We start from the raw sequence: 22134 nt of genomic DNA on the forward strand, positions 1-22134 counted from the left end.
CGCGTGACGCGCATCTGATCAAGGGTGAGGAGTTCCACACATGTTCAATTGGGTCAAAACCGCGATGCTGATGGCAGCGATCACGGCCCTTTTTGTCGTCATCGGCGGGATGATCGGCGGGTCGAAGGGCATGATGCTCGCGCTCGTCGTTGCGCTCGGCATGAATTTCTTCTCGTACTGGTTCTCGGACAAGCTGGTTCTGCGCATGTACAACGCGCAGGAAGTCGACGAATCCAGCGCGCCGCAGTTCTACCGGATGGTGCGCGACCTTGCGCAGCGCGCACAGTTGCCGATGCCGAAGGTCTATCTGATCAACGAAGACGCGCCGAACGCGTTCGCGACCGGCCGCAATCCGGAACACGCGGCCGTCGCGGCGACGACCGGCATTTTGCGCGTGCTCTCCGAGCGGGAATTGCGCGGCGTGATGGCGCACGAGCTGGCGCACGTCAAGCATCGCGACATCCTGATCTCGACGGTTTCCGCCACGATGGCCGGCGCGATCTCCGCGCTCGCAAACTTCGCGATGTTCTTCGGCGGGCGCGATTCGGAAGGCCGTCCATCGAATCCGATTGCGAGCATCGCGGTGGCGATCCTCGCGCCTATCGCGGGCGCGCTGATTCAGATGGCGATCTCCCGTGCGCGCGAATTCGAAGCCGATCGCGGCGGCGCGCAGATTTCCGGCGATCCGCAGGCGCTCGCGAGCGCGCTCGAGAAGATCCACGCGTACGCGTCGGGCGTGCCGTTCCCGACGGCCGAGGCCCATCCGGCCACCGCGCAGATGATGATCATGAACCCGCTGTCGGGCGGGGGCATCGCGGGATGGTTTTCCACGCACCCGGCAACCGAGGAGCGTGTCGCCAGGTTGATGGAAATGGCGCGCACGGGGCGGATGGAGTAAGCGCGCCTTGTCTTAGCGCGGCGGCGGTCCAGCCGCCGCGCTCCTACCCCGCTGTAATCCCCCTCTCCCCCGCAAGTTACAATGCCTCGTTTGTGCGAGCCGGCATTTTGCCGCTCGACGTCCTGGCTCCCACATGACCGACAAGCCTTCCCGCCGGCGCGCCGCTCCCTCGGCCGATCAGCCGATAGCGTCGTCCGACGCCCATCTCAGCACGTTGCACCTCGCTTCCGATTCGCTCGCGTTCGCGCTCGATGGCGCCGCGCAAGCCGTCGGCGCCGTGCGCGCCGGCGCGGCGTTGCCCGCGGCGCTGCAAACCGTGATGGCGTCGGGGAATCACGCGGCCGCGCGCGGGGCGACGCAAGACATCGCGTATCGCACGATGCGCCGTCTCGCCCTCGCCGACGCGCTCCTCCAAAAGCTCATGCGCAAGGCCCCGCCGCCGCACGTCGCTAACGTGCTCGCGTGCGCGTTCGCCTTGCTCGTCGACGACGAAGCGCACGCCGCATACACGCCGTTCACGGTCGTCGATCAGGCGGTCAACGCGATCGCCGCGCGCCGCGAGTTCGCGTTCGCAAAGGGCCTCGTCAACGCCGTGCTGCGCAACTTCCTGCGCGATCGCGAAAAACTGCTCGGCGAGGTTACGCAAGACCCGGTGGCGCGCTGGAATTACCCGTCGTGGTGGATCGACGCCGTCAAGCGCGGCCAGCCCGACGCGTGGGAAAGCATCCTCGAGGCGGGCAACCGCCAGGGTCCGCTGGCGCTGCGTGTGAACGCGCGCCGCACGAGCGTCGCCGGTTATCTCGAAACGCTGAAGGCCGCGAACATCGAGGCGCACGCCGCCGGTGAACACGCGGTTCGCCTGCAAACGCCGATGCCGGTCGACAAGATCCCCGGTTTCGACGATGGCATCGTCTCCGTGCAGGACGCCGGCGCGCAACTCGCCGCGCAACTGCTCGGCGCGAAGGACGGCATGCGCGTGCTCGACGCGTGCGCCGCGCCCGGTGGCAAGACGGGCCACGTGCTGGAACTGGCAAAGGTCGAGCTGATCGCGCTCGAAAGCGATGCGCAGCGCGCGAGCCGCATCAAGCAGAACCTGGAGCGGCTGAATCTCGAAGCGGAAATCCGCGTCGGCGATGCGGGCGAGCCGTCCGAATGGTCCGACGGCGATCCCTTCGACCGCATTCTCGCCGACGTGCCGTGCTCGGCATCGGGCATCGTGCGGCGTCATCCGGACATTCGCTGGCTGCGTCGTCCGTCGGACATCGCGGCGCTCGTCGCGGAGCAGCGGCGCATTCTCACGGCGCTCTGGCCGCTCGTTGCAACGGGCGGCGAGCTGCTCTACGTGACGTGTTCGATCTTTCCCGAAGAGGGCGAACTGCAGGCGCAGTGGTTTGGAGACACGCACGAAGATGCGGTACGATTGGACGCGCCGGGGCAATTATTGCCGACCAACGCCCGCGCGAGCGCCGCTTCTTCCACCTCGAACCGGGACGCGGAACCCTTCGCGGACCACGACGGATTCTTCTACGCGCGCTTCCAGAAACGGTGACGATCAAACGCTTTTTCCCGCTTCGGCTCGTGGCCGTGGTCTGGACTGCGCTGGCGCTCTTTCTGAGCTTCGTCGCAGCCGAACCCGCCCTCGCCGACCCGATCGCCGTTCAGCGCGCGTCGCTGCAGGCGGACGGCAGCGGCTGGAGCATCGACGCCCGCTTCGAATTCGACCTCAACAGCAGTCTCGAAGACGCCGTCAACAAAGGCGTCCCGCTCTATTTCACGACCGATTTCAACCTCTCGCGGCCACGCTGGTACTGGTTCGACGAAGAACCGGTGAACGTGTCGCAGAGCATTCGCCTTTCCTTCCAGCCGCTCACGCGCGAGTACCGCGTGTCGACGGGCGGCCTGCAACTCGGCTTCAGCTCCCTCAATGAAGCGCTCGACGTGATCAAGCACGTGACCTCGTGGCACGTCATCGACCGCAATCAGGTGAAGGCGGGCGAAACCTATATCGCATCCGTGCGGATGCAGCTCGACATCGCGCTGATGCCCAAGCCGTTCCAGATCGATGCGGTGAACAACCGCGACTGGAGCCTGTCTTCCGACTGGAAACGATTCAACTTTACGGCGGCCGAGCGTGCTAAATAAACTCCGCCGCCGTCGCACGGACATGAAGAGCTTCGTCGTTCGACTGCTCGTGTCGACCGTCGCCATCACGGCAGTGCTTCTGCTCGTGATGCTCGCGCTCGCGAGTGCGAACACCGAATTCTTCGATCGCTACTACTCGTGGCTCTATGCCGCGAACGTCGCCGTCGCCGTGACGTTCCTGGCGATCGTCGCGGGGCTCGTGCTGATCATCGTGTCGCGTGTGCGGCAGGGCAAGTTCGGCACGCGGCTGCTCGCGAAACTCGCGTTCATCTTCGCGCTCGTGGGCGTCGTGCCGGGCGCGATCATTTACGTCGTGTCGTATCAGTTCGTGTCGCGCAGCATCGAATCGTGGTTCGACGTGAACGTCGAAACCGCACTCACGTCCGGGCTCAATCTCGGGCGCGGCATGCTCGACGCGTCGCTCTCGGACTTGCAGAACAAGGGCCGGTTGATGAGCGACCAGCTCTCGAGCGCCGATCCAACGAGCCTCACGCTCGCTCTTCTGCGCCTGCGCGACCAGTTCAACGTGCAGGACGCGACCATCGTCGAGCCGATGCGCAGCGGCGGCGGCACCGCGCCCGACGTGCGCGTGGTCGCGCAGGCGTCGAGCAATTTCTCGGCGCTCGTGCCGGACAACCTGCCGACGCCGCTGATGATCAACCAGGCACGCGACCGTCCGTATGGCGCGATCGAAGGCGAGGTCGACGGCGAGCCCGGCGTGACTGGTCCGAAGGGCGCGCTGCGTCTGCGCGTGATCGTGAAGATCCCCGATCCGACGACGACCGAACTGCAGCCCGTCGAGCGCTTCCTGCAGATCGAGCAGCCGGTGAGCCAGGCGCTCGCGCACAACGCGGATGCCGTGCAGCGCGCGTATCGCGAATATCAAGAGAAGCGTCTCGGGCGCACCGGCTTGCGCAAGATGTACATCGGCACGCTGACGCTCGCGCTCTTCCTCGCGACCTTCATCGCGATGATGCTCGCGCTCGCGCTCGGGAATCAGCTCGCGCGGCCGCTTTTCCTGCTCGCGCAAGGGACGAAGGAGGTCGCGGAGGGCGACTACACGCCCAAACGCGAGGTGAAATCGCGCGATGAACTCGGCTTTCTCACGCAGTCGTTCAACGCGATGACGCGGCAGTTATCGGAAGCTCGCGCGGCGGTTGAGAACAATCGCATCGCGCTGGAGCATTCGAAGGCGTATCTCGAGAGCATTCTGGCGAATCTGACGGCGGGCGTATTCGTCTTCGACCGGCAGTTCCGCCTCACCACCGCGAATCGCGGCGCCGAGCGCATTTTCCGGCAGCCGTTCAGCGCGTCGCTGAATCTGCCGCTCGAACAGATCGACGTGCTCGCCGACTTCGGCGCGATGGTCAGGAAGGCGTTCGCCGAGCGCGACGCGGCATCGATCGGCAGCGGTCAGCCGGTCGGCGATCGCGGCCACTGGCAGCAGCAACTGGCCGTCGCGGTGCCGGGCGAAAACGAGCCGCTCACGCTTCTCGTACGCGGCACGCAGTTGCTGAGCGCCACCGAAAGCGACACCGAAGACGCCGAGACGACCGGCTACGTCGTCGTGTTCGACGATATTTCCGACGTCATCTCGGCGCAGCGGTCGGTCGCGTGGGGCGAGGTGGCGCGGCGTCTCGCGCACGAGATCAAGAATCCGCTCACGCCGATCCAGCTTTCCGCCGAGCGCCTGCAGATGAAGCTCGCCGACAAGCTCTCGCCGCACGACGCCGACGTGCTCAAGCGCGGCGCGACGACCATCGTGAACCAGGTGCAGGCGATGAAGCAGATGGTCGACGATTTCCGCGAATACGCGCGCACGCCGCCGGCGGTGCTCGGCAACCTGCAACTGAACGATCTCGTCGGCGAAGTGCTGACGCTGTACGGCATCGAGGAAGGCAAGAGCGCGATCGCCATCGATCTCACGAAGCTGCCGGTGATCCGCGGCGATGCGACGCAGCTTCGGCAGGTGATCCACAACCTCCTGCAAAATGCGCAGGATGCAGTTGCCGACGTCGCCGAGCCGCGCGTGCTGCTCGAAACGAGGACAGTAGAATATGGCGACCCCGATTCGTCCGGCCACGCGCGTGTCGCGGTGCGGCTGACGGTATCGGATAACGGTCCGGGCTTTTCAGCGCGCATACTGTCGCGCGCGTTCGAGCCTTACGTCACGACGAAGGCGAAGGGCACGGGACTGGGTCTTGCAACGGTGAAGAAGATCGTCGACGAGCATGGCGCGCGCATCGACATTCGTAATCGGTCGAAGGCGGCAGAGGTGATCGAAGGCGCGCAGATTTCGATTTTGTTCCTGCAACTCGCGGACGACGCCGCCCAGCCGGGCGCGAGCCCGCCGGCAGCGAGCGCGGCGCTGGGCCACGGAACGACAAAAGCAACAGTGCAGACAAGGGCAGCGTAAATGGCAACCATCCTGGTGGTAGACGACGAAATGGGTATCCGGGAATTGCTCTCGGAGATCCTGAGCGACGAGGGGCATGCGGTGGAGGCGGCGGAGAACGCGCAGCAGGCGCGCGACTACCGTTTGCGGCAAGCGCCCGATCTCGTCCTGCTCGACATCTGGATGCCCGACACCGACGGCGTCACCTTGCTGAAGGAGTGGGCGGCGCAAGGCAAGCTGACGATGCCGGTCATCATGATGTCGGGGCACGCGACCATCGACACGGCCGTCGAGGCGACGAAGATCGGCGCGCTCAACTTCCTCGAAAAGCCGATCGCGCTGCAAAAGCTGCTGAAGGCGGTCGAGCAGGGGCTCGCGCACGGAACAGCGGCGGCGCCGATCCTCTCGGCGGCGGCGAAGCCTCCGTTGCCGGCGGGCGCATCGAGCGTGCCGGCCGCAGCGGCGCTGCCGAGCGCGTCGACGTTGAATGCGTCGGGTGATTCCAGTGTGGCTGGGGCGGCGCACGCGCAGCCGGGGCAGACGGCATCGATTTCCTTCGACATCCCGTTGCGCGACGCCCGCGATGCCTTCGAACGCGCGTACTTCGAGTATCACCTCGCGCGCGAGAACGGCAGCATGACGCGCGTCGCGGAGAAGACGGGGCTCGAGCGCACGCACTTGTATCGCAAGCTGAAGCAGCTCGGCGTCGATCTCGGGAAGAACAAAAGCGAGGCTTAAGGCCCGCTGGAGGCCGCTCCGCGATTTTAGGAAAATTGCCCAAAAGCGCTTGAGCGACACAAACCGCTTTGATATACTCTCGTTCTCGTTGGCCCGGTAGCTCAGTTGGTAGAGCAGCGGATTGAAAATCCGCGTGTCGATGGTTCGATTCCGTCCCAGGCCACCAAAGTTGCAAGGAAGCCCAAGAGCCAATCGGTTCTTGGGCTTTTTCCTTTGTGGCGCGTTTGGCGTGATGCACGAGGCCGGGAAAATAGTGCCGTGCTAAAATCTCAACTGATTTAAGGACTTGCGCTACCTCCATCGGCTCGCAGGTCCTTTTCGTTTTGGCGGCCGAAAGTCCGCGTGACGCGTCTCTGGGAGTGTCCGACGCCAAAGGCGCGCCGAAATCAGCGGCATAACGAGCGCTCGCGCCTGCCTCGATCCGCGCCGCCTATACTGGACGAGCCGGCCCGGCCGGCCGCGTCGCCCGATGTGGACCGCGATCTTGCGTGACATCCCGCGCCGCGCCACATCAGACACTTTCACGGAGTTTCACGGTGACTCGGATAGACGCGAAGGACAGCGCGCTCGTGCTGTTTTCCGGCGGCCAGGACTCGGCCACGTGCCTCGCCTGGGCACTCGAACGCTACACGACCGTCGAGACGCTCGGCTTCGATTACGGCCAGCGGCATCGTGTCGAACTGGAGTGCCGCGGCGGCTTTCGCGCGGCGGTCGCGCAGGCGTTTCCGCACTGGGCCGGGCGGCTCGGCGAAGACCACATGATCGACCTGTCGGTGCTCGGCGCGATCAGCGACACCGCGATGACCCGCGAAATCGAAATCAAGGCGACCGCCAGCGGCCTGCCGAACACGTTCGTGCCGGGCCGCAACCTGATGTTCATGACGATCGCGGCGGCGGTTGCGTATCGCCGGGGACTGAAGGTGCTGGTCGGCGGCATGTGTGAAACGGACTTCTCGGGCTATCCCGACTGTCGCGACGACACCATGAAAGCGCTGCAAGTTGCGCTGAACCTCGGCATGGAAACGCGCTACGCGCTCGAAACGCCACTGATGTGGCTCGATAAGGCCGACACCTGGCGACTCGCCGAGCACCTCGGCGGCGAAACGCTCGTCGAATTGATTCGCGTCGAAACGCATACGTGCTACGTCGGCGAGCGCGCCGAACTGCACGAATGGGGCTTTGGCTGCGGCCAGTGCCCGGCGTGCAAGCTGCGCAAGCGCGGCTTCGAGGCGTATCGCGCGGGCGAGCAGGTCACGACCGAACCGGTTTGAATTTTTTGGGAACGACAGACTAGTCATGACGTACGCGGTAAAGGAAATTTTCTACACGTTGCAAGGCGAGGGCGCCAACGCCGGACGCCCGGCCGTGTTTTGCCGGTTCGCCGGCTGCAACCTGTGGTCGGGTCGCGAGGACGATCGCGCGGACGCCGTCTGCCAGTTCTGCGATACCGATTTCGTCGGCATCGACGGCGAGAACGGCGGCAAATTCCGCACGCCGGCCGATCTCGTCGCGATGATCGCGTCGCTCTGGCCCGAGGGCGAGGCGCACAAGTTCGTCGTATGCACCGGCGGCGAACCGATGCTGCAGATCGACCAGCCGTTCGTCGATGCGCTGCACGAAGCCGGCTTCGAGATCGCGATCGAGACGAACGGCTCGCTGCCGGTGCTCGAGACGATCGACTGGATCTGCGTGAGTCCAAAAGCCGATGCGCCGCTCGTCGTGACGAAGGGCAACGAGCTGAAAGTGGTCGTGCCGCAGGACAACCAGCGTCTCGCCGACTACGCGCAACTCGACTTCGAGTATTTCCTCGTCCAGCCGATGGACGGCCCGTCGCGCGACATCAACACGAAGCTCGCGATCGACTGGTGCAAGCGCCATCCGAAGTGGCGCCTTTCGATGCAGACCCACAAGTACCTGAACATCCCCTGATACAGAACGATTGAGCCGACGTGCAGACGATTACCCGAAAACTCGAATTCGACGCGGGCCACCGCATCCCCGATCACCGCAGCCAGTGCCGTAACCTGCACGGGCATCGCTACGTGCTCGAAATCACGCTGCAAGGCGATCTCGTCGATACGGAAGGCGCGCCGGATCGCGGCATGGTGATGGATTTCGCCGACGTCAAATCGCTCGCGATGGAACATCTGGTGAACAAGTGGGACCACGCGTTCCTCGTCTACGAAGGCGACACGCAGGTGCGCGAATTCCTCGATTCGATGGCGGGCCACAAGACCGTCGTGCTCGACCGCATTCCGACGGTGGAAAACATGGCGGCCGTCGCTTTCGGGATCCTCGCCGACGTCTACGACGCCCACTACGGCGTGAACCTCAAGCTGAAGCGCGTGCGCCTGTACGAAACGCCGAATTGCTGGGCCGACGTCGAACGTGCCTGAGCCTCCGGGCACGGTCGGACGCTCCATTATTCTCACGGTATGATCGCTCGATAAGCCGCTTCTGATCCGAGCGGCGCACACGGAGCGAGACCATGCCGTCATCCTTCTTCTGCCCGCCACGCATCGCGGCTCCCCGGGGAGCCGCGCGATGAGCACCTTCACCAATCCCCTGAAACAAAGGCTTGCCGAATCCGGCACGCTGTACGGCCTGTGGCTGTCGCTCGGCAGCGCCGATGCCGCCGAAGCGCTCGCGCACGCTGGTTTCGATTGGCTCTGCATCGACATGGAGCATTCGGCGAACGACAGCCGCGATGTCACCGACCAGTTGCGCGCGATCGCCGCCGCGCATCTGCCGAGCGAGCCGATCGTGCGCGTGCCCGCCGCCGAGGGCTGGCTCGTCAAGCGTGTGCTCGATGCCGGCGCGCGCACGCTGATGTTTCCGAACGTCGAATCGGCAAAGGAGGCGGCACGCATCGTGCAACTCACGCAATATCCGACAACGGAAGCGCGCGACGGTCTGCGCGGCGCTGCCGGCGCGGTGCGCGCGGCGGCCTACGGCATGCGCCGTGACTACATGACGAGCGCCAACGCCCAGATCGCGACGATCGTGCAGATCGAATCGGCGGCGGCGCTCGACGCGGTCGATGAGATCGCCGCGACGCCGGGCATCGATTGCCTCTTCATCGGCCCGGCCGATCTTGCGGCGAGCCTCGGCCACCTCGGCGACGCGAAGCATCCCGACGTGCAATCGGCGATCGACAAAATCGTCGATGCCGCGAAGCGCGCGGGCATTGCGAGCGGCATCTTCGCGCTCGATACCGCGAGCGCGCGGCAGTACGCGCAGGCGGGTGTCCGGGTGATCGCGCTGGCATCGGATGCGATGTGGCTGTTGAAGGCGACGCGTCAGGCGTTGCAGGAGGCTCGAACATGACTACGGGATTCCGGTCGAGCGCCGTGGCGGCGTCGATGGCGCTCTTCGTCGCGTTCAGCGGCGAGCCGCACGCGCAGACTCAACTCAAATCCACCGATCTCACGACGCAAAACGCGGTCGCCAACTACAACGCGGGCAATCTGAATGCGGCGCGCTCGGAGTTCAAGCGCGCGGCGCAGAAGGGCAGTCGTCTCGCCGAATTCAACTACGCGATGATGCTGCTCAACGGTGAAGGCGGCCCCGCCGACGTAGACGAGGGCAAGGTATGGCTACGCCGCGCCGCCGATGCCGACATGACGCACGCGCAGTACGTCTACGGAAAGATGTACGACGACGGGCAGTTCGTCGACAAGGACCCGGCGGAGGCGCATCGCTGGTTCCTGCGCGCGGCGAACCAGGGGCACGTCCAGGCGGAATTGGCGCTAGCAAACCAGTTCCTCGACGGCCGCGGCACCGCGCGCGACAACACGCAGGCGTTCGCCTGGTACAAGAAAGCGGCGCAGGGCGGCGACATGACTGCGCAATACGTCGCGGGCTCGTTCTACGAGCGGGGCGGCGATGGCGTCGAGCGCAATCTGAATGTCGCGCGCGCTTATTACGCGGCGGCCGCGGCGCAGGGCGATCCGGCCGCGAAGCTGAAATATCTGCAGCTCAGCGCGGAACTGGAGCGCAGCAAGCCGCAATAGCAAAAGGCCGTTCGGAGCGATCCGGACGGCCTTTTGTCATCGAGAGCAGAGCGCGGTCAGCTCTGCATCAACCGCTTCTGTCGCGCGACGCTCATGATCAGCCCCGTCGCGACCCCGAGCGTCGTCAGCGCCGTTCCGCCGTAGCTCATGAACGGCAGCGGCACGCCGACCACCGGCAATATCCCGCTCACCATCCCGATATTGACGAACGCGTAGGTGAAGAACGCGAGCGTCAGCGATCCCGCGAGCAGCCGCCCGAACATCGTCGCGCCGTTCGCGGCGATGTACAGCCCACGCGCGATCAGCGCCATGTAGAGAAAGAGCAGGACGAGCCCGCCCGCGAGCCCGAATTCCTCCGAAAACACCGCGAAAATGAAGTCGGTATGCTTTTCCGGGATGAATTCGAGGTGAGCCTGCGTGCCTTTCAGCCAGCCTTTCCCGAGCGTGCCGCCGGAACCGATCGCGATGACCGCCTGAATCGTGTGGAAGCCCTTGCCGAGCGGATCGGAGGTCGGATCAAGCAGCGTGCAGATGCGGTGCTTCTGATAGTCGTGCATCAGCGGCCAGTTCACGTCGGGCTGGCAGATGCGGTTCTGGAACACGGCGACGCACGCGATCACGACGACACCCGCCGCCAGCACCGGCACCAGCAGCTTGAAACTCAGTCCCGCGAAGTAGATGACGAAAAAGCCCGCCGCGAACACCAGCACCGCGGTGCCGAGATCGGGCTGCTTCGCGATAAGGCCGACCGGCACCATCAGGATCGCGAAGCCGGCGATGTAATCCCACCAGCGAATCTGCCCTTCGCGCCGCTGGTAGTACCACGCGAGCATCAGCGGCATTGCGATCTTCATCAGCTCGGACGGCTGGATCACGACGCCGACGTTCAGCCACCGCTTCGCGCCCTTGCGCGTAAGCCCGAACATCGCGACCGCGATCAGCAACGCGACGCCGAACGTGTAGAGCGGCACGGCGAAGCGCATCAGCGTCGGTGGCGGAATGTTGGCGAGGATCCACATCAGGCCGAACGTCAGCATGATGTTGCGCAGTTGGTCTTCCACGCGGCCGGGCATGTCGAGGCTCGCGCTGTAGAGCGTCACGATCCCGACGCACAGCAGCAAGAACACGATCAGCGCGAGCGGGCGGTCGAAGCCCGCGAACATGCGTTTTGCCCGGTCGATCCAGGCGCGCTTGTCGAGTTGCATCCTGTCTCCCTTATTCGTCGATGCCGCCCGTAGGCGTCAAGGTTTGGACGGTGTCGCGGCTGTCGTTGCGCGGGATGGCGGGCGTCGATGCCGCCGCCGGGCCTTTCGGCGCGCGCTTCCTATTCGGCGCACCGGCGTTCGCCGGGGTGGCAGGCGCAGCCGATGCCGACGCTGCGGCCGGAGCGGAGGCACCGCGCGCGGCGCCTGTGGCGGCACGCGAAGCCGCCTGTGCGGGCGCCGCCGCTGGCGCCCCGCCCGCGACGACCCGCGAAGCCGCCTTCGCAACCGCAGGATTCGACGCCGCCGCCGGCGAAAACGCCGCCGACTTGTTCGCCACCGATGCCGGCAGTGCCGCATCGACCGCCGTTTGCGGGCCGCCGATCACGGGCATGCCGGTATCTTCCGTCGCCGATGCCGCCGCTGCCACGGCCGCTGCCTGCGCGCCGGGCTTCAACCGATCGACGAGGTAATAGTCGAGCACCTTGCGCGCGATCGGGCCGGCCGATTCCGCTCCCCAGCCGCCGTTCTCGACGATCAACGCCACCGCGATCTTCGGCTGTTCGGCCGGCGCGAACGCGATGAAGAGCGCATGATCGCGCAAATGCTCGGCGACCGCGTGGCCCTTGTAGTTCGCGCCCTGCAGCGAATAGACCTGCGCCGTGCCGGTCTTGCCAGCCGCGAGATACGGCGCGCCGATGAACACCTTCGACGCCGTGCCGTTCGTCACCACGCCTTCCATTGCGCGCTTGATCACGTCGATGTCCTGCTGGCGGACGGCGATCTTGTCGGTCGGGCCGCGGACCGTCGCGCGCATTGCCTTCGTAATCGGATTTTCGATGTCGCGCACGAGGTGCGGCTTCATCACGACGCCGTTGTTCGCGAGCGTCGCGGTCGCGTGCGCGAGTTGGAGGATCGTGAACGAGTTGTAACCCTGCCCGATGCCGAGACTGATCGTCTCGCCTTCGTACCAGCGCTGCTGCTCGGGCTTGCGATACGCCTTCTTCTTCCATTCCGTCGACGGAAGAATGCCGCGCGCCTCACCCGAAATATCGATGCCGGTAATCTGGCCGAAACCCCACGGTTTCATGAAGCCGGCCATCGCGTTCACGCCGAGATCACGGGCAAGTATGTAGAAATACGTGTCATTCGAGACGACGATCGCGCGGTTCATGTCGACCCAGCCCTGGCCCGAACGCACGTCGTTGCGGAACGTGTGGCCGCCGAACGTGAAGTAGCCAGGGTCCTGGAAGCCCCAGCCGGGCGTGCGCTTCTTGAGCGTGAGCGCGGCCAGCGCCATGAACGGCTTGTACGTCGAGCCCGGTGGATACGTGCCGTGCAGCGGACGATTGAGCAGCGGATGATCGGGCGAGTTGTTGAGCGTGTCCCAGGTCTGTTGGTCGATGCCGTCGACGAACGAATTCGGATCAAAGCTCGGCGCGGAGACGAACGCGAGGATGTCGCCGGTGGAAGGCTCGATCGCGACGAGCGCGCCTTTTTTGCCCGCGAACGTCTGCTCGGCGACCTGCTGCAAGCCGATATCCAGCGACAGCACGAGGTTGTTGCCGGGCGTCGCCTGCGTGCGAGACATCGTGCGCACTGGCCGGCCGCCCGCCGTCACTTCCACCTCCTCGAAACCCGTCAGGCCGTGCAGTTCCGTCTCGTAACTCTGCTCGACGCCGATCTTGCCGGTGTAATCCGTGCCCTTGTAGTTGTTCGCGTCCAGACGGGCATCGTAGTGTTCCTGATCGGCGTCGTTCTGGTCGCTGGCGTTGTCGATGCGTTCCTGGTCGCGCTGCGAAATCCGCCCGATATAGCCGATCACGTGCGCCGCCGTCGGCCCGAGCGGATATTGGCGGAAGAGGCGCGCGCGCACTTCGACGCCCGGAAAGCGATAGCGCTGCGCCGTGAAGCGCGCGACTTCCTCGTCGGTCAAGCGGGTGCGGATCGGCAGGCTTTCGAAATTCTTCGAGTCTTCGAGCAGCTTCTTGAAGCGGCGGCGGTCGCGGGAGTCAATCGGGATGACTTGCGCGAGCGCGTCGATTTCTTCGTCGAGCGTTCCGCCGATCTTCGATGGCGTGATTTCGAGCGTGTAAGCCGAATAATTCTTCGCGAGCACGATGCCGTTGCGGTCGGTGATGATGCCGCGGTTCGGCACGATCGGCGCGACGGAGATGCGGTTTTCGTTCGCTTGCAGCGAGTATTTGCTGAAATGCCAGACTTGCAGATACAAAAAGCGCAGCCCGATCAGGCCGAAGCAGACGAACACGAACAGCCCCGCCGCCGCGACGCGCAGGCGGAATTTCGACAACAGTTGTTCGGCGTTCTTGATTTCGGTCATGCAAATTTCGCGCTAGTACGCGATTTATTTCAGTGTAGCCACGCCGCGCAAAACCGCCATGAGCGGCGCGCGGCCGTGTTCAGATCGGACGGGTGTCGTCGGGATCGGCTGCGCGCCGTTGCGGCATCAGCAGCAGGAAGCTCGCGACCGGCCAAAGCAGCGCTTCGACGAAACCGTCGATCAGATAGCCCCAGCCGGGGAACGCGGCGCCCGTCAGCAGACGGATCACGAACGGCACGATCTGCGCGCCGACCAGCAACGGCGCGACGACGAACGTCTGCACGGGCAGCGACATCCACAGCACGCGCCGGTGAATCGTGATCGCGCCGTACGACAGCAGCGTATACGCGAGCGCGTGTTCGCCGAGGAGGCTGGCATTGTGCACGTCCATCAGGAGGCCGAGCATGAACGCGATGCCCATCCCGACCTTGCGCGGCTGGTGGACGTTCCAGAACAGCAGCACGACCGCGACGAAATCGGGGACGCCGACCAGCCGGCCCCACGGCATCAGGTTCAGCAGGAAGGCCGCGGCCAGGCTGAACGTGATGAAGTACGGATTGACCGGTTGCAGGATGTATTGCGGACGATTCATTGCGCGGCTCCGGACGCGGCTCTCGGGAGATGCGCCTTCCTGCTCTTGTGCGGCGTCGTCGCTGAGGCGGGCTTGGGTGCGGCGGCCGCTCCGGACGCTGGCGCTGCCGGTTTTGCGGCGACGGGTGCCGCAGGCTTGGCGGCGGCGGCGCTGCTGGCCGGCCCTGCAGGCGCTGCGGCCGATGCCGCGCTGCCCACGGCCGGAATCGCCGCCTTCGATCCTTTACCCTTCTTGCCCTTGTTTTCCTTCGCCTCTTTCGCGGCGGCGGCGGCTTCGACTTCGATCGGATTCGGCGGCACGTTCACGTTGTAATGCAGCACGAGCAACTGGCGCGCGCCGCGCACCGGTGCGACCGGCAGGCAAACGACGCGCGCGAACGCAGTATCCGCCTGTTTGTCGACGCGCACGACCTTCGCCACGGCGAGCCCCGGCGGATAGATGCCGTCGAGACCGCTCGTCACGAGTTCGTCGCCGGCCTGGACGTCGGCGCTGATCGGCACGAAGCGCAGATCGAGCGTGTCACCCTTCGGCGTGCCGTAGATCACGCTGCGCAAACCCGTCCGCACGATCTGCACGGGCACGGCCTGGTCCTTGTCGGACAGCAGCGTGACTTCGGATTGCAGCGGAAAGACGCGCGTGACCTGACCGATCACGCCGTCCTCGTTGACGACCGGCGCGCCGTCCTGGATGCCCTGCTGCGCGCCCTTGCCGATCACGACCTTCTGCGTGAACGGATCGCGGGTGTCGTACTGCACTTCGGCGGGCGTGGTTTGCGTCGTTGCGCGCGATTGCAAGTTCAACAAGGCGCGTAAATGCGTGTTTTCGATGCTCAGTTGCGAGGCATCACCGGCCTTGATCGAAAGCTGGAGGTTTTTGTCGGCAAGTGCCTGGTTTTCGTTGCGCAGTGCGGCGCTGGTTATGGCCAGATCGGTCGCGCCCATGAAGATGTCGCGCGGCACGAGCGCGGCGCGCTGCAAAGGATAAAGGCCCGCGCCAAGCACGCCGCGAACGATTTCGAGCGTGTTGAAGCGGGCATCGGAGATGAGCAGCGCGATTGCGAGCACCACGAAGAAGATCAGCCGCGCGAGCGCAGACGGGCCTTGCTTGAAAAGTGGCGGCGGACTGTATTCCATGGTCGGCGCCGAGGGCGTGAGCGGTTGGACGAAGCTGCAGGCACGAGGCTCGTGGCCCGACCTGCCCTACGCTGTTTCGACAACGGCCCGGGATGAGCCGGGCCGTGCGGGCGTCGCGTGACGCGGGGTGCTGTTTCAGTGCGTCGGGGCCATCTGGAAAACGCGCCCCGGCGACTTTACTCGTAGGAGAAGATGCTGCCGAGCTTGTCCATGCGCTCGAGCGCCATGCCCGAACCGCGCACGACGCATGTCAGCGGATCTTCCGCGACGAGCACCGGCAGGCCGGTTTCTTCGGCAAGCAGGCGGTCGAGGTCGCGCAGCAGCGCGCCGCCGCCGGTCAACATCATGCCGCGTTCGGCGATGTCGGCGCCGAGTTCCGGCGGCGTCTGTTCCAGCGCGATCTTCACCGACGACACGATCTGGTTCAGAGGATCGGTCAAAGCTTCGAGAATTTCGTTGCTCGAAATGGTGAAGCTGCGCGGAATGCCTTCGGAGAGATTGCGGCCCTTCACTTCCATCTCCTTGACTTCGGAGCCCGGGAAAGCCGAACCGATTTCCTTCTTGATGGCTTCGGCGGTTTGCTCGCCGATCAGCATGCCGTAGTTGCGGCGGATGTAATTGACGATGGCTTCGTCGAATTTATCACCGCCGACGCGCACCGATCCCTTGTACACGATGCCGCCAAGCGAGATCACGCCGACTTCCGTCGTGCCGCCGCCGATGTCGACGACCATCGAGCCCGTGGCTTCCGATACCGGCAGGCCCGCACCGATCGCTGCGGCCATCGGCTCTTCGATCAGGTAGACCTGCGAGGCGCCGGCGCCGTGCGCGGCTTCCTTGATCGCGCGGCGTTCGACTTGCGTGGAACCGCACGGCACGCAGATGATGATGCGCGGCGAAGGCGAGAACATCCGCGATTCGTGCGCAGTCTTGATGAACTGCTTGATCATCTGCTCGGTGACGGTGAAGTCGGCGATCACGCCGTCCTTCATCGGGCGGATCGCCTCGATGTTGCCCGGCACCTTGCCGAGCATCTGTTTGGCTTCCTTGCCGACAGCCTGAATGGTCTTCTTGCCGTTCGGGCCGCCTTCCTGGCGGATGGAAACCACTGACGGCTCGTCGAGGACGATGCCCTTGCCGCGCATGTAGATCAGCGTGTTGGCGGTACCGAGATCAATCGCCAGGTCGTTGGAAAAGTAGCTGCGCAAAAAACCGAACATTCAAAAATCCTGTCTCGCTGGGAGCCGTGCCTCGCTTCGAGCGCCTGGGACGGCAGCGGAAAAAATAACAGTTTGCAGGAGGCGAGAGGTGTCGCCGCGGGATGCAAAACTGCGAAGAAATCTACCGGAGGATGCGAATCAACAAGCCAAACGTTTCTCGCAAAAAGTGAATCAGGGAGAAGGTCGCTGTTCAGTCGATCCGGATTTGGGTCGAACGCGTAATGATACCTTATAATTTTGGATGATCTATAGGAAATGGACGGTACTTTTTGCCGTCATCCGGCCCGTTTTCAAGACCGCCTTCCAGTGACGTAACTCTCTGTCGCAACGAATGTTTTCGCTTTCGTGACAGTTCCAGCTTTCTCCGGTGATCGAATGTCTTTGACTCTGACCGATGTAAAACGCATTGCGCACCTCGCGCGGCTCGAATTGCCCGAACAGGAGGCCGAACCGACGCTCGCGCGCCTGAACGATTTCTTCGGCCTCGTTGAACAGATGCAGGCCGTCGATACGACCGGCATCGAGCCGCTCGCGCATCCGATCGAGCAGATCGAAGAGGTGGCGCTGCGTCTGCGAAACGACGCAGTTACAGAGCAGGTAAATCGCGAAGAGTTCCAGCGATCGGCGCCCGCCGTGCAGGATGGCCTCTTTCTCGTGCCGAAGGTGATCGAATAAGCGGCGCAACGCCCGCGGCATCGCTTACCGGACTCAAAGCCCGGCGCGCGTCCCGATTGACGCCGCGCCCATCAGGAAACACGCAATGCATCAGAAAAGTCTGACCGAACTGCGCGCGGCGCTCGACGGGAAGGAAATCTCCGCAGTCGAACTCGCGCAGATCTACCTGCAGCGCATCGAAGCCGCGAGGGATTTGAACGCCTTCATCAGCGTCGATCGCGATCTCACGCTCGCGCAGGCGAAAGCCGCCGACGCGCTCATCGCGCAAGGGCACGCCGGTCCGCTCACCGGCCTGCCGATCGCGCACAAGGACGTGTTCGTCACGCGCGGCTGGGCATCGACGGCGGGGTCGAAAATGCTCGAAAACTACGCGAGCCCATTCGATGCGACCGTCGTCGAGCGTCTTGGCCGCGCCGGCATGGTGACGCTCGGCAAGACCAACATGGACGAATTCGCGATGGGTTCGTCGAACGAGAACTCGCATTTCGGCGCCGTGAAGAACCCGTGGGATCTGAAAGCCGTGCCGGGCGGGTCGTCGGGCGGCTCGGCGGCGGCCGTCGCCGCGCGCCTCGCGCCCGCCGCGACCGGCACCGACACCGGTGGCTCGATCCGTCAGCCGGCGTCGTTCACCGGCATCACCGGCATCAAGCCGACGTACGGCCGCGTGTCGCGCTACGGAATGATCGCGTTCGCGTCGTCGCTGGATCAGGGCGGGCCGATGGCGCAAACCGCCGCAGATTGCGCGACGCTCCTCAACGCGATGGCCTCGTTCGACGAACGCGATTCCACGAGCCTCCAGCGCGATGACGAAGACTACACGCGCTATCTCGGCCAGCGCTGGTCGGGCGACGATGCTGAGAAGCCGCTTGCCGGCCTGCGCATCGGCATGCCGAAGGAGTACTTCGGCCCGGGCCTCGCCGACGACGTGCGCGCCGCCATCGATGCTGCGCTCAAGCAATACGAAGCGCTCGGCGCAACGCTCGTCGAAGTGTCGCTGCCGAAAACGGAGCTCTCGATTCCCGTGTACTACATCATCGCGCCGGCGGAGGCGTCGTCGAATTTGTCGCGCTTCGATGGCGTTCGCTACGGCCATCGCGCGGCTAGTTACACCGACCTGCTCGACATGTACAAGAAGTCGCGCGCCGAAGGCTTCGGCCCGGAAGTGAAGCGCCGCATCCTGGTCGGGACGTACGTTTTGTCGCATGGCTACTACGACGCGTATTACCTTCAGGCGCAGAAAATCCGCCGCATCATCGCGCGCGATTTCCAGGAAGCGTTCAGCCACTGCGACGTCATCATGGGACCGGTCGCGCCGACCGTCGCGTGGAATCTCGGCGAAAAGGCCGACGATCCGGTCCAGATGTACCTCGCCGACATCTACACGCTCTCGACGAGCCTCGCGGGCCTGCCCGGCATGAGCGTGCCGTGCGGCTTCGGCGCGGGTGCCAATGCGAAGCGGCCGGTCGGCCTGCAGATCGTCGGCAACTATTTCAACGAAGCCCGGATGCTCCAGGTCGCCGACGCGTTCCAGCGCGCGACCGACTGGCATCAGAAATCACCATCGGCACCGGCGGGAGTATGAGCATGGAGTGGGAAGTCGTAATCGGTCTCGAGACGCACGCGCAGTTGTCGACGGTCTCCAAGATTTTCTCGGGCGCATCGACGCAATTCGGCGCGCCGGCGAACACCCAGGCGTGTCCCGTCGATCTCGCGTTGCCGGGCGTGCTGCCGGTGATGAACCGCGGCGCCGTCGAGCGGGCGATCCGCTTCGGTCTCGCGATCGGCGCGCATATCGCGCCGCGCAGCGTTTTCGCGCGCAAGAACTACTTTTATCCTGATCTGCCGAAGGGTTACCAGATCAGCCAGTACGAGATTCCGGTCGTGCAGGGCGGCACGCTGACGATTCAGGTCCCGGCCAATGAGAAAACCGGCAAGGACGCGTACGAGAAGATCGTCAACCTGACGCGCGCGCATCTCGAAGAGGACGCCGGCAAGTCGCTGCACGAAGACTTCGCAGGCATGACCGGCATCGACCTGAACCGCGCCGGCACGCCGCTGCTCGAAATCGTCACCGAGCCGGAAATGCGCAGCGCCGCCGAAGCCGTCGCCTATGCGAAGGCGTTGCACACGCTCGTCGTGTGGCTCGGCATCTGCGACGGCAACATGCAGGAAGGCTCGTTCCGCTGCGACGCGAACGTGTCGGTGCGGCCGGTCGGACAGGTGGAATTCGGCACGCGCGCCGAGATCAAGAACCTGAACTCGTTCCGCTTCCTCGAAGAAGCGATCCAGTACGAAGTGCGCCGCCAGGTCGAACTGATCGAGGACGGCGGCACCGTCGTGCAGGAAACGCGTCTCTACGATCCCGACAAGCGCGAAACGCGGTCGATGCGCAGCAAGGAAGACGCGCACGATTACCGCTATTTTCCCGATCCGGACCTGATGCCGCTCGTGATCGATCACGATTGGGTCGCGCGGGTGCGCGAAGGACTGTCGGAACTGCCCGAAGCGATGCAGACGCGCTTAGTCGAGCAATACGGCCTGACGCGTTACGACGCAGCGGGTCTGACCTCGTCGAAGGCGATGGCGGCGTATTACGAAGCGCTCGTCGGCAAGGCGGGCGCGGCGCAGGCGAAGGCCGCGGCAAACTGGCTGATGGGCGACGTCTCCGCGCAGTTGAACCGCGAATCGCTGGATATCGCGGCGTCGCCAGTGTCGAGCGAGCAGCTTGCGCTGATCCTCCAGCGCATCGGCGACGGCACGATTTCCAACAAGATCGCGAAGGACATCTTCCAGGCGATCTGGGACGAAAAAGCCACCGACGAAGCCGCCGCCGACCGCATCATCGAAGCGAAGGGGTTGAAACAGATATCGGACACCGGCGCGCTCGAAGCGATCATCGACGAAGTGCTCGCGGCGAACCAGAAATCGGTCGACGAATTCCGCGCGGGCAAGGAAAAGGCGTTCAACGCGCTGATCGGCCAGGCGATGAAGGCGACCAAGGGCCGTGCGAATCCGCAGCAGGTCAACGAGCTTTTGAAGAAGAAATTATCCTGATAGCCTTCAAGTCAGGAATCAACGGGCTGTTGCCGGTCTAGCTTGGCAGCGGCCCGTTTTCATTTGGAGCGCGACGTGGCAAAAAAACTCGAACTCGACGATTTTCGCGTGCCGTTCTTCGATGGCGGAAAGAAGCTCAAGACGTTCGATCTCACCTTGGTCGATTGCGCCGCGAAGCCGTTTTCACTGGGATCGAAGGAAGCGGACCGGGCGCGCGTGTCGGAGATCGGCGCGCAGCTCGACGAGTTGCAGGAGAAGCTGCACGCGCAGCGCAGCCAGCGCGTTTTGCTCGTGCTGCAAGGCATGGACACGAGCGGCAAGGACGGAACGATCCGCGCCGTGTTCCACGAAGTCGATCCGCTCGGCCTGCGCATCGTGCCGTTCAAGGCGCCGACCGAAACCGAGCTGGCGCACGACTTTCTGTGGCGCATCCATTCGCAGGCGCCGAAGGTGGGCGAATTGTGCGTGTTCAACCGCAGCCACTACGAGGACGTGCTCGTGCCGCGCGTGCTGAACGCCATCGACGATGACGAATGTGAGCGGCGTTATCGGCATATTCGCGAATTCGAGGCGCTGCAGGCCGACAGCGGAACGACGGTCATCAAATGCTTTTTGCACATTTCGAAGGACGAGCAGCGCCAGCGCCTGCAGGCGCGCATCGACGATCCGACCAAGCACTGGAAATTCGATACGTCCGATCTCGAAGCGCGCAAGCAATGGGACGATTATCAGAAGGCGTACGCGACGGCGCTCGGCGCGACATCGACGGAATTTGCGCCGTGGTACGTCGTTCCCGCCGATTCGAAGTCGCATCGCAATGTCATGATCGCGGAATTGCTGCTGCGCACGCTTCAGGGAATGAAGCTCGCGTTTCCGCCACCGAAGGAATCGCTGAAGGGCGTCGTCGTCGAGTAATTGCAAACCAAACACAACACGGAAGGAAAAGAACCATGTTTCGCGTCATCACCGCCAATCTGAACGGCATCCGCTCGGCGGCCAGGAAAGGCTTCTTCGACTGGTTCGGCGAGCAGAACGCCGACGTCGTCTGCGTGCAGGAAATCAAGTGCTCGCAGGACGATCTCACGCCGGAATTCCTCGCGCCGCACGGCTTCCAGGGCTATTTCCAGCACGCGGTGAAAAAAGGCTACAGCGGCGCCGGACTCTATACGCGGCATGAACCGGATGAAGTCGTCATCGGCTTCGGCAGCGAAGAGTTCGACCCCGAAGGACGCTACGTGGAAGCGCGCTTCGGGAAGCTTTCCGTGGTGTCGGTGTACGTGCCGTCGGGTTCGAGCGGCGACGAACGCCAGCAGGCCAAGTACCGCTTCATGGACGAATTCATGCCGCATCTGGCGGAGTTGTCGAAGGAACGCGAGGTGATTCTTTGCGGCGACGTGAACATCGTCCACAAGGAAATCGACATCAAGAACTGGAAGAGCAATCAGAAGAATTCAGGTTGCCTGCCGGAAGAGCGCGAATGGCTGACGAAACTGTTCGATGACGTCGGTTACGTCGATGTTTTCCGCACGCTCGATACGCGCCCCGAGCAGTACACGTGGTGGAGCAATCGCGGGCAGGCTTACGCGAAGAACGTCGGGTGGCGGATCGATTACCAGATCGCGACCGCGGAAGTCGCGGCGACTGCGAAAGGGACGTCGGTGTATCGCGAGGTGAAGTTCAGCGACCACGCGCCGCTGACGGTCGATTACGACTGGAAAGTGAAAAAGTGAG

At 64.2% G+C, this 22134-nt stretch carries 20 protein-coding genes and 1 tRNA gene; 16 read left to right on the forward strand and 5 right to left on the reverse strand.

Features of this window, described 5'->3' with window-relative positions; genetic code table 11:
* Positions 1 to 40: 40 nt before the first annotated feature.
* The 11 genes from htpX to AWB67_RS18605 all read left to right on the forward strand — a co-directional run bounded on the left by htpX (position 41) and on the right by AWB67_RS18605 (position 10186).
* On the forward strand, positions 41 to 898 hold the full coding sequence (gene htpX, locus AWB67_RS18555; protein ID WP_087657716.1) for a zinc metalloprotease HtpX: 858 nt from the start codon (positions 41 to 43) through the stop codon (positions 896 to 898).
* Between the two features lie 133 nt (positions 899 to 1031).
* On the forward strand, positions 1032 to 2447 hold the full coding sequence (gene rsmB / locus AWB67_RS18560) for a 16S rRNA (cytosine(967)-C(5))-methyltransferase RsmB (protein WP_087657717.1): 1416 nt from the start codon (positions 1032 to 1034) through the stop codon (positions 2445 to 2447).
* Positions 2444 to 3040: a DUF4390 domain-containing protein gene (locus AWB67_RS18565; protein ID WP_087657718.1), complete on the forward strand. Its 597-nt coding sequence runs from the start codon at positions 2444 to 2446 to the stop codon at positions 3038 to 3040. The genes rsmB and AWB67_RS18565 overlap by 4 nt, the downstream gene beginning before the upstream one ends.
* 22 nt (positions 3041 to 3062) lie before the next feature.
* Positions 3063 to 5456: a sensor histidine kinase gene (locus tag AWB67_RS18570; RefSeq protein WP_087657719.1), complete on the forward strand. Its 2394-nt coding sequence runs from the start codon at positions 3063 to 3065 to the stop codon at positions 5454 to 5456.
* Positions 5457 to 6173 (forward strand): response regulator transcription factor EsaR, encoded by a 717-nt coding sequence (gene esaR, locus AWB67_RS18575; protein ID WP_087657720.1) that lies wholly within the window; start codon positions 5457 to 5459, stop codon positions 6171 to 6173.
* Positions 6174 to 6263: 90 nt separating this feature from the next.
* Positions 6264 to 6339: transfer RNA gene (locus AWB67_RS18580), tRNA-Phe, on the forward strand.
* A gap of 370 nt (positions 6340 to 6709) precedes the next feature.
* Positions 6710 to 7444, forward strand: coding sequence for a 7-cyano-7-deazaguanine synthase QueC (queC, locus tag AWB67_RS18585; RefSeq protein WP_087657721.1), 735 nt, complete (start codon positions 6710 to 6712; stop codon positions 7442 to 7444).
* A 25-nt stretch (positions 7445 to 7469) separates the two neighbouring features.
* The gene (queE, locus tag AWB67_RS18590; RefSeq protein WP_087657722.1) at positions 7470 to 8102 is read left to right on the forward strand and encodes a 7-carboxy-7-deazaguanine synthase; all 633 of its coding nucleotides are present in this window, start codon (positions 7470 to 7472) and stop codon (positions 8100 to 8102) included.
* Positions 8103 to 8122: 20 nt separating this feature from the next.
* Positions 8123 to 8569 carry a 6-carboxytetrahydropterin synthase QueD gene (gene queD, locus AWB67_RS18595; RefSeq protein ID WP_087657723.1) on the forward strand — a complete coding sequence of 149 codons (447 nt, stop codon included), beginning with the start codon at positions 8123 to 8125 and terminating at the stop codon, positions 8567 to 8569.
* A gap of 148 nt (positions 8570 to 8717) precedes the next feature.
* Positions 8718 to 9500: an HpcH/HpaI aldolase family protein gene (locus AWB67_RS18600; protein WP_087657724.1), complete on the forward strand. Its 783-nt coding sequence runs from the start codon at positions 8718 to 8720 to the stop codon at positions 9498 to 9500.
* A gap of 35 nt (positions 9501 to 9535) precedes the next feature.
* A complete protein-coding gene (locus tag AWB67_RS18605; RefSeq protein WP_087657777.1) occupies positions 9536 to 10186 on the forward strand; it encodes a tetratricopeptide repeat protein in 651 nt (216 codons plus the stop codon).
* 56 nt (positions 10187 to 10242) lie between these two features.
* On the opposite strand, the gene rodA is transcribed toward AWB67_RS18605, so the two are convergent.
* From rodA to AWB67_RS18630, 5 genes are all read right to left on the reverse strand, one after another.
* Positions 10243 to 11391: a rod shape-determining protein RodA gene (rodA, locus tag AWB67_RS18610; RefSeq protein WP_087657725.1), complete on the reverse strand. Its 1149-nt coding sequence runs from the start codon at positions 11389 to 11391 to the stop codon at positions 10243 to 10245.
* Between the two features lie 10 nt (positions 11392 to 11401).
* Positions 11402 to 13729, reverse strand: a complete 2328-nt coding sequence (mrdA, locus tag AWB67_RS18615; protein ID WP_087657726.1) for a penicillin-binding protein 2 — start codon at positions 13727 to 13729, stop codon at positions 11402 to 11404.
* A gap of 79 nt (positions 13730 to 13808) precedes the next feature.
* The gene (gene mreD / locus AWB67_RS18620) at positions 13809 to 14321 is read right to left on the reverse strand and encodes a rod shape-determining protein MreD (RefSeq protein WP_087657727.1); all 513 of its coding nucleotides are present in this window, start codon (positions 14319 to 14321) and stop codon (positions 13809 to 13811) included.
* Complete coding sequence (mreC, locus tag AWB67_RS18625; protein WP_087657728.1) at positions 14318 to 15454, reverse strand: rod shape-determining protein MreC; 1137 nt, start codon at positions 15452 to 15454, stop codon at positions 14318 to 14320. Before mreC ends, mreD begins: the two co-directional genes overlap by 4 nt.
* Before the next feature lie 176 nt (positions 15455 to 15630).
* A complete protein-coding gene (locus AWB67_RS18630; protein WP_004189550.1) occupies positions 15631 to 16674 on the reverse strand; it encodes a rod shape-determining protein in 1044 nt (347 codons plus the stop codon).
* Positions 16675 to 17049: 375 nt separating this feature from the next.
* Between AWB67_RS18630 and gatC the strand changes: the two genes are divergently transcribed.
* From gatC to AWB67_RS18655, 5 genes are all read left to right on the forward strand, one after another.
* The gene (gene gatC / locus AWB67_RS18635) at positions 17050 to 17349 is read left to right on the forward strand and encodes an Asp-tRNA(Asn)/Glu-tRNA(Gln) amidotransferase subunit GatC (protein WP_087657729.1); all 300 of its coding nucleotides are present in this window, start codon (positions 17050 to 17052) and stop codon (positions 17347 to 17349) included.
* Between the two features lie 85 nt (positions 17350 to 17434).
* Positions 17435 to 18931, forward strand: coding sequence for an Asp-tRNA(Asn)/Glu-tRNA(Gln) amidotransferase subunit GatA (gene gatA, locus AWB67_RS18640; protein WP_087657730.1), 1497 nt, complete (start codon positions 17435 to 17437; stop codon positions 18929 to 18931).
* Positions 18928 to 20403: an Asp-tRNA(Asn)/Glu-tRNA(Gln) amidotransferase subunit GatB gene (gatB, locus tag AWB67_RS18645; protein WP_087657731.1), complete on the forward strand. Its 1476-nt coding sequence runs from the start codon at positions 18928 to 18930 to the stop codon at positions 20401 to 20403. Before gatA ends, gatB begins: the two co-directional genes overlap by 4 nt.
* A 75-nt stretch (positions 20404 to 20478) precedes the next feature.
* Complete coding sequence (locus tag AWB67_RS18650; protein ID WP_087657732.1) at positions 20479 to 21318, forward strand: PPK2 family polyphosphate kinase; 840 nt, start codon at positions 20479 to 20481, stop codon at positions 21316 to 21318.
* Positions 21319 to 21353: 35 nt separating this feature from the next.
* The gene (locus AWB67_RS18655; protein WP_087657733.1) at positions 21354 to 22133 is read left to right on the forward strand and encodes an exodeoxyribonuclease III; all 780 of its coding nucleotides are present in this window, start codon (positions 21354 to 21356) and stop codon (positions 22131 to 22133) included.
* The last annotated feature ends 1 nt before the right edge of the window (position 22134 follow it).

It is taken from the genome of Caballeronia terrestris (genome assembly GCF_001544515.1).
GTDB classification, from domain to species: Bacteria; Pseudomonadota; Gammaproteobacteria; order Burkholderiales; family Burkholderiaceae; genus Caballeronia; species Caballeronia terrestris.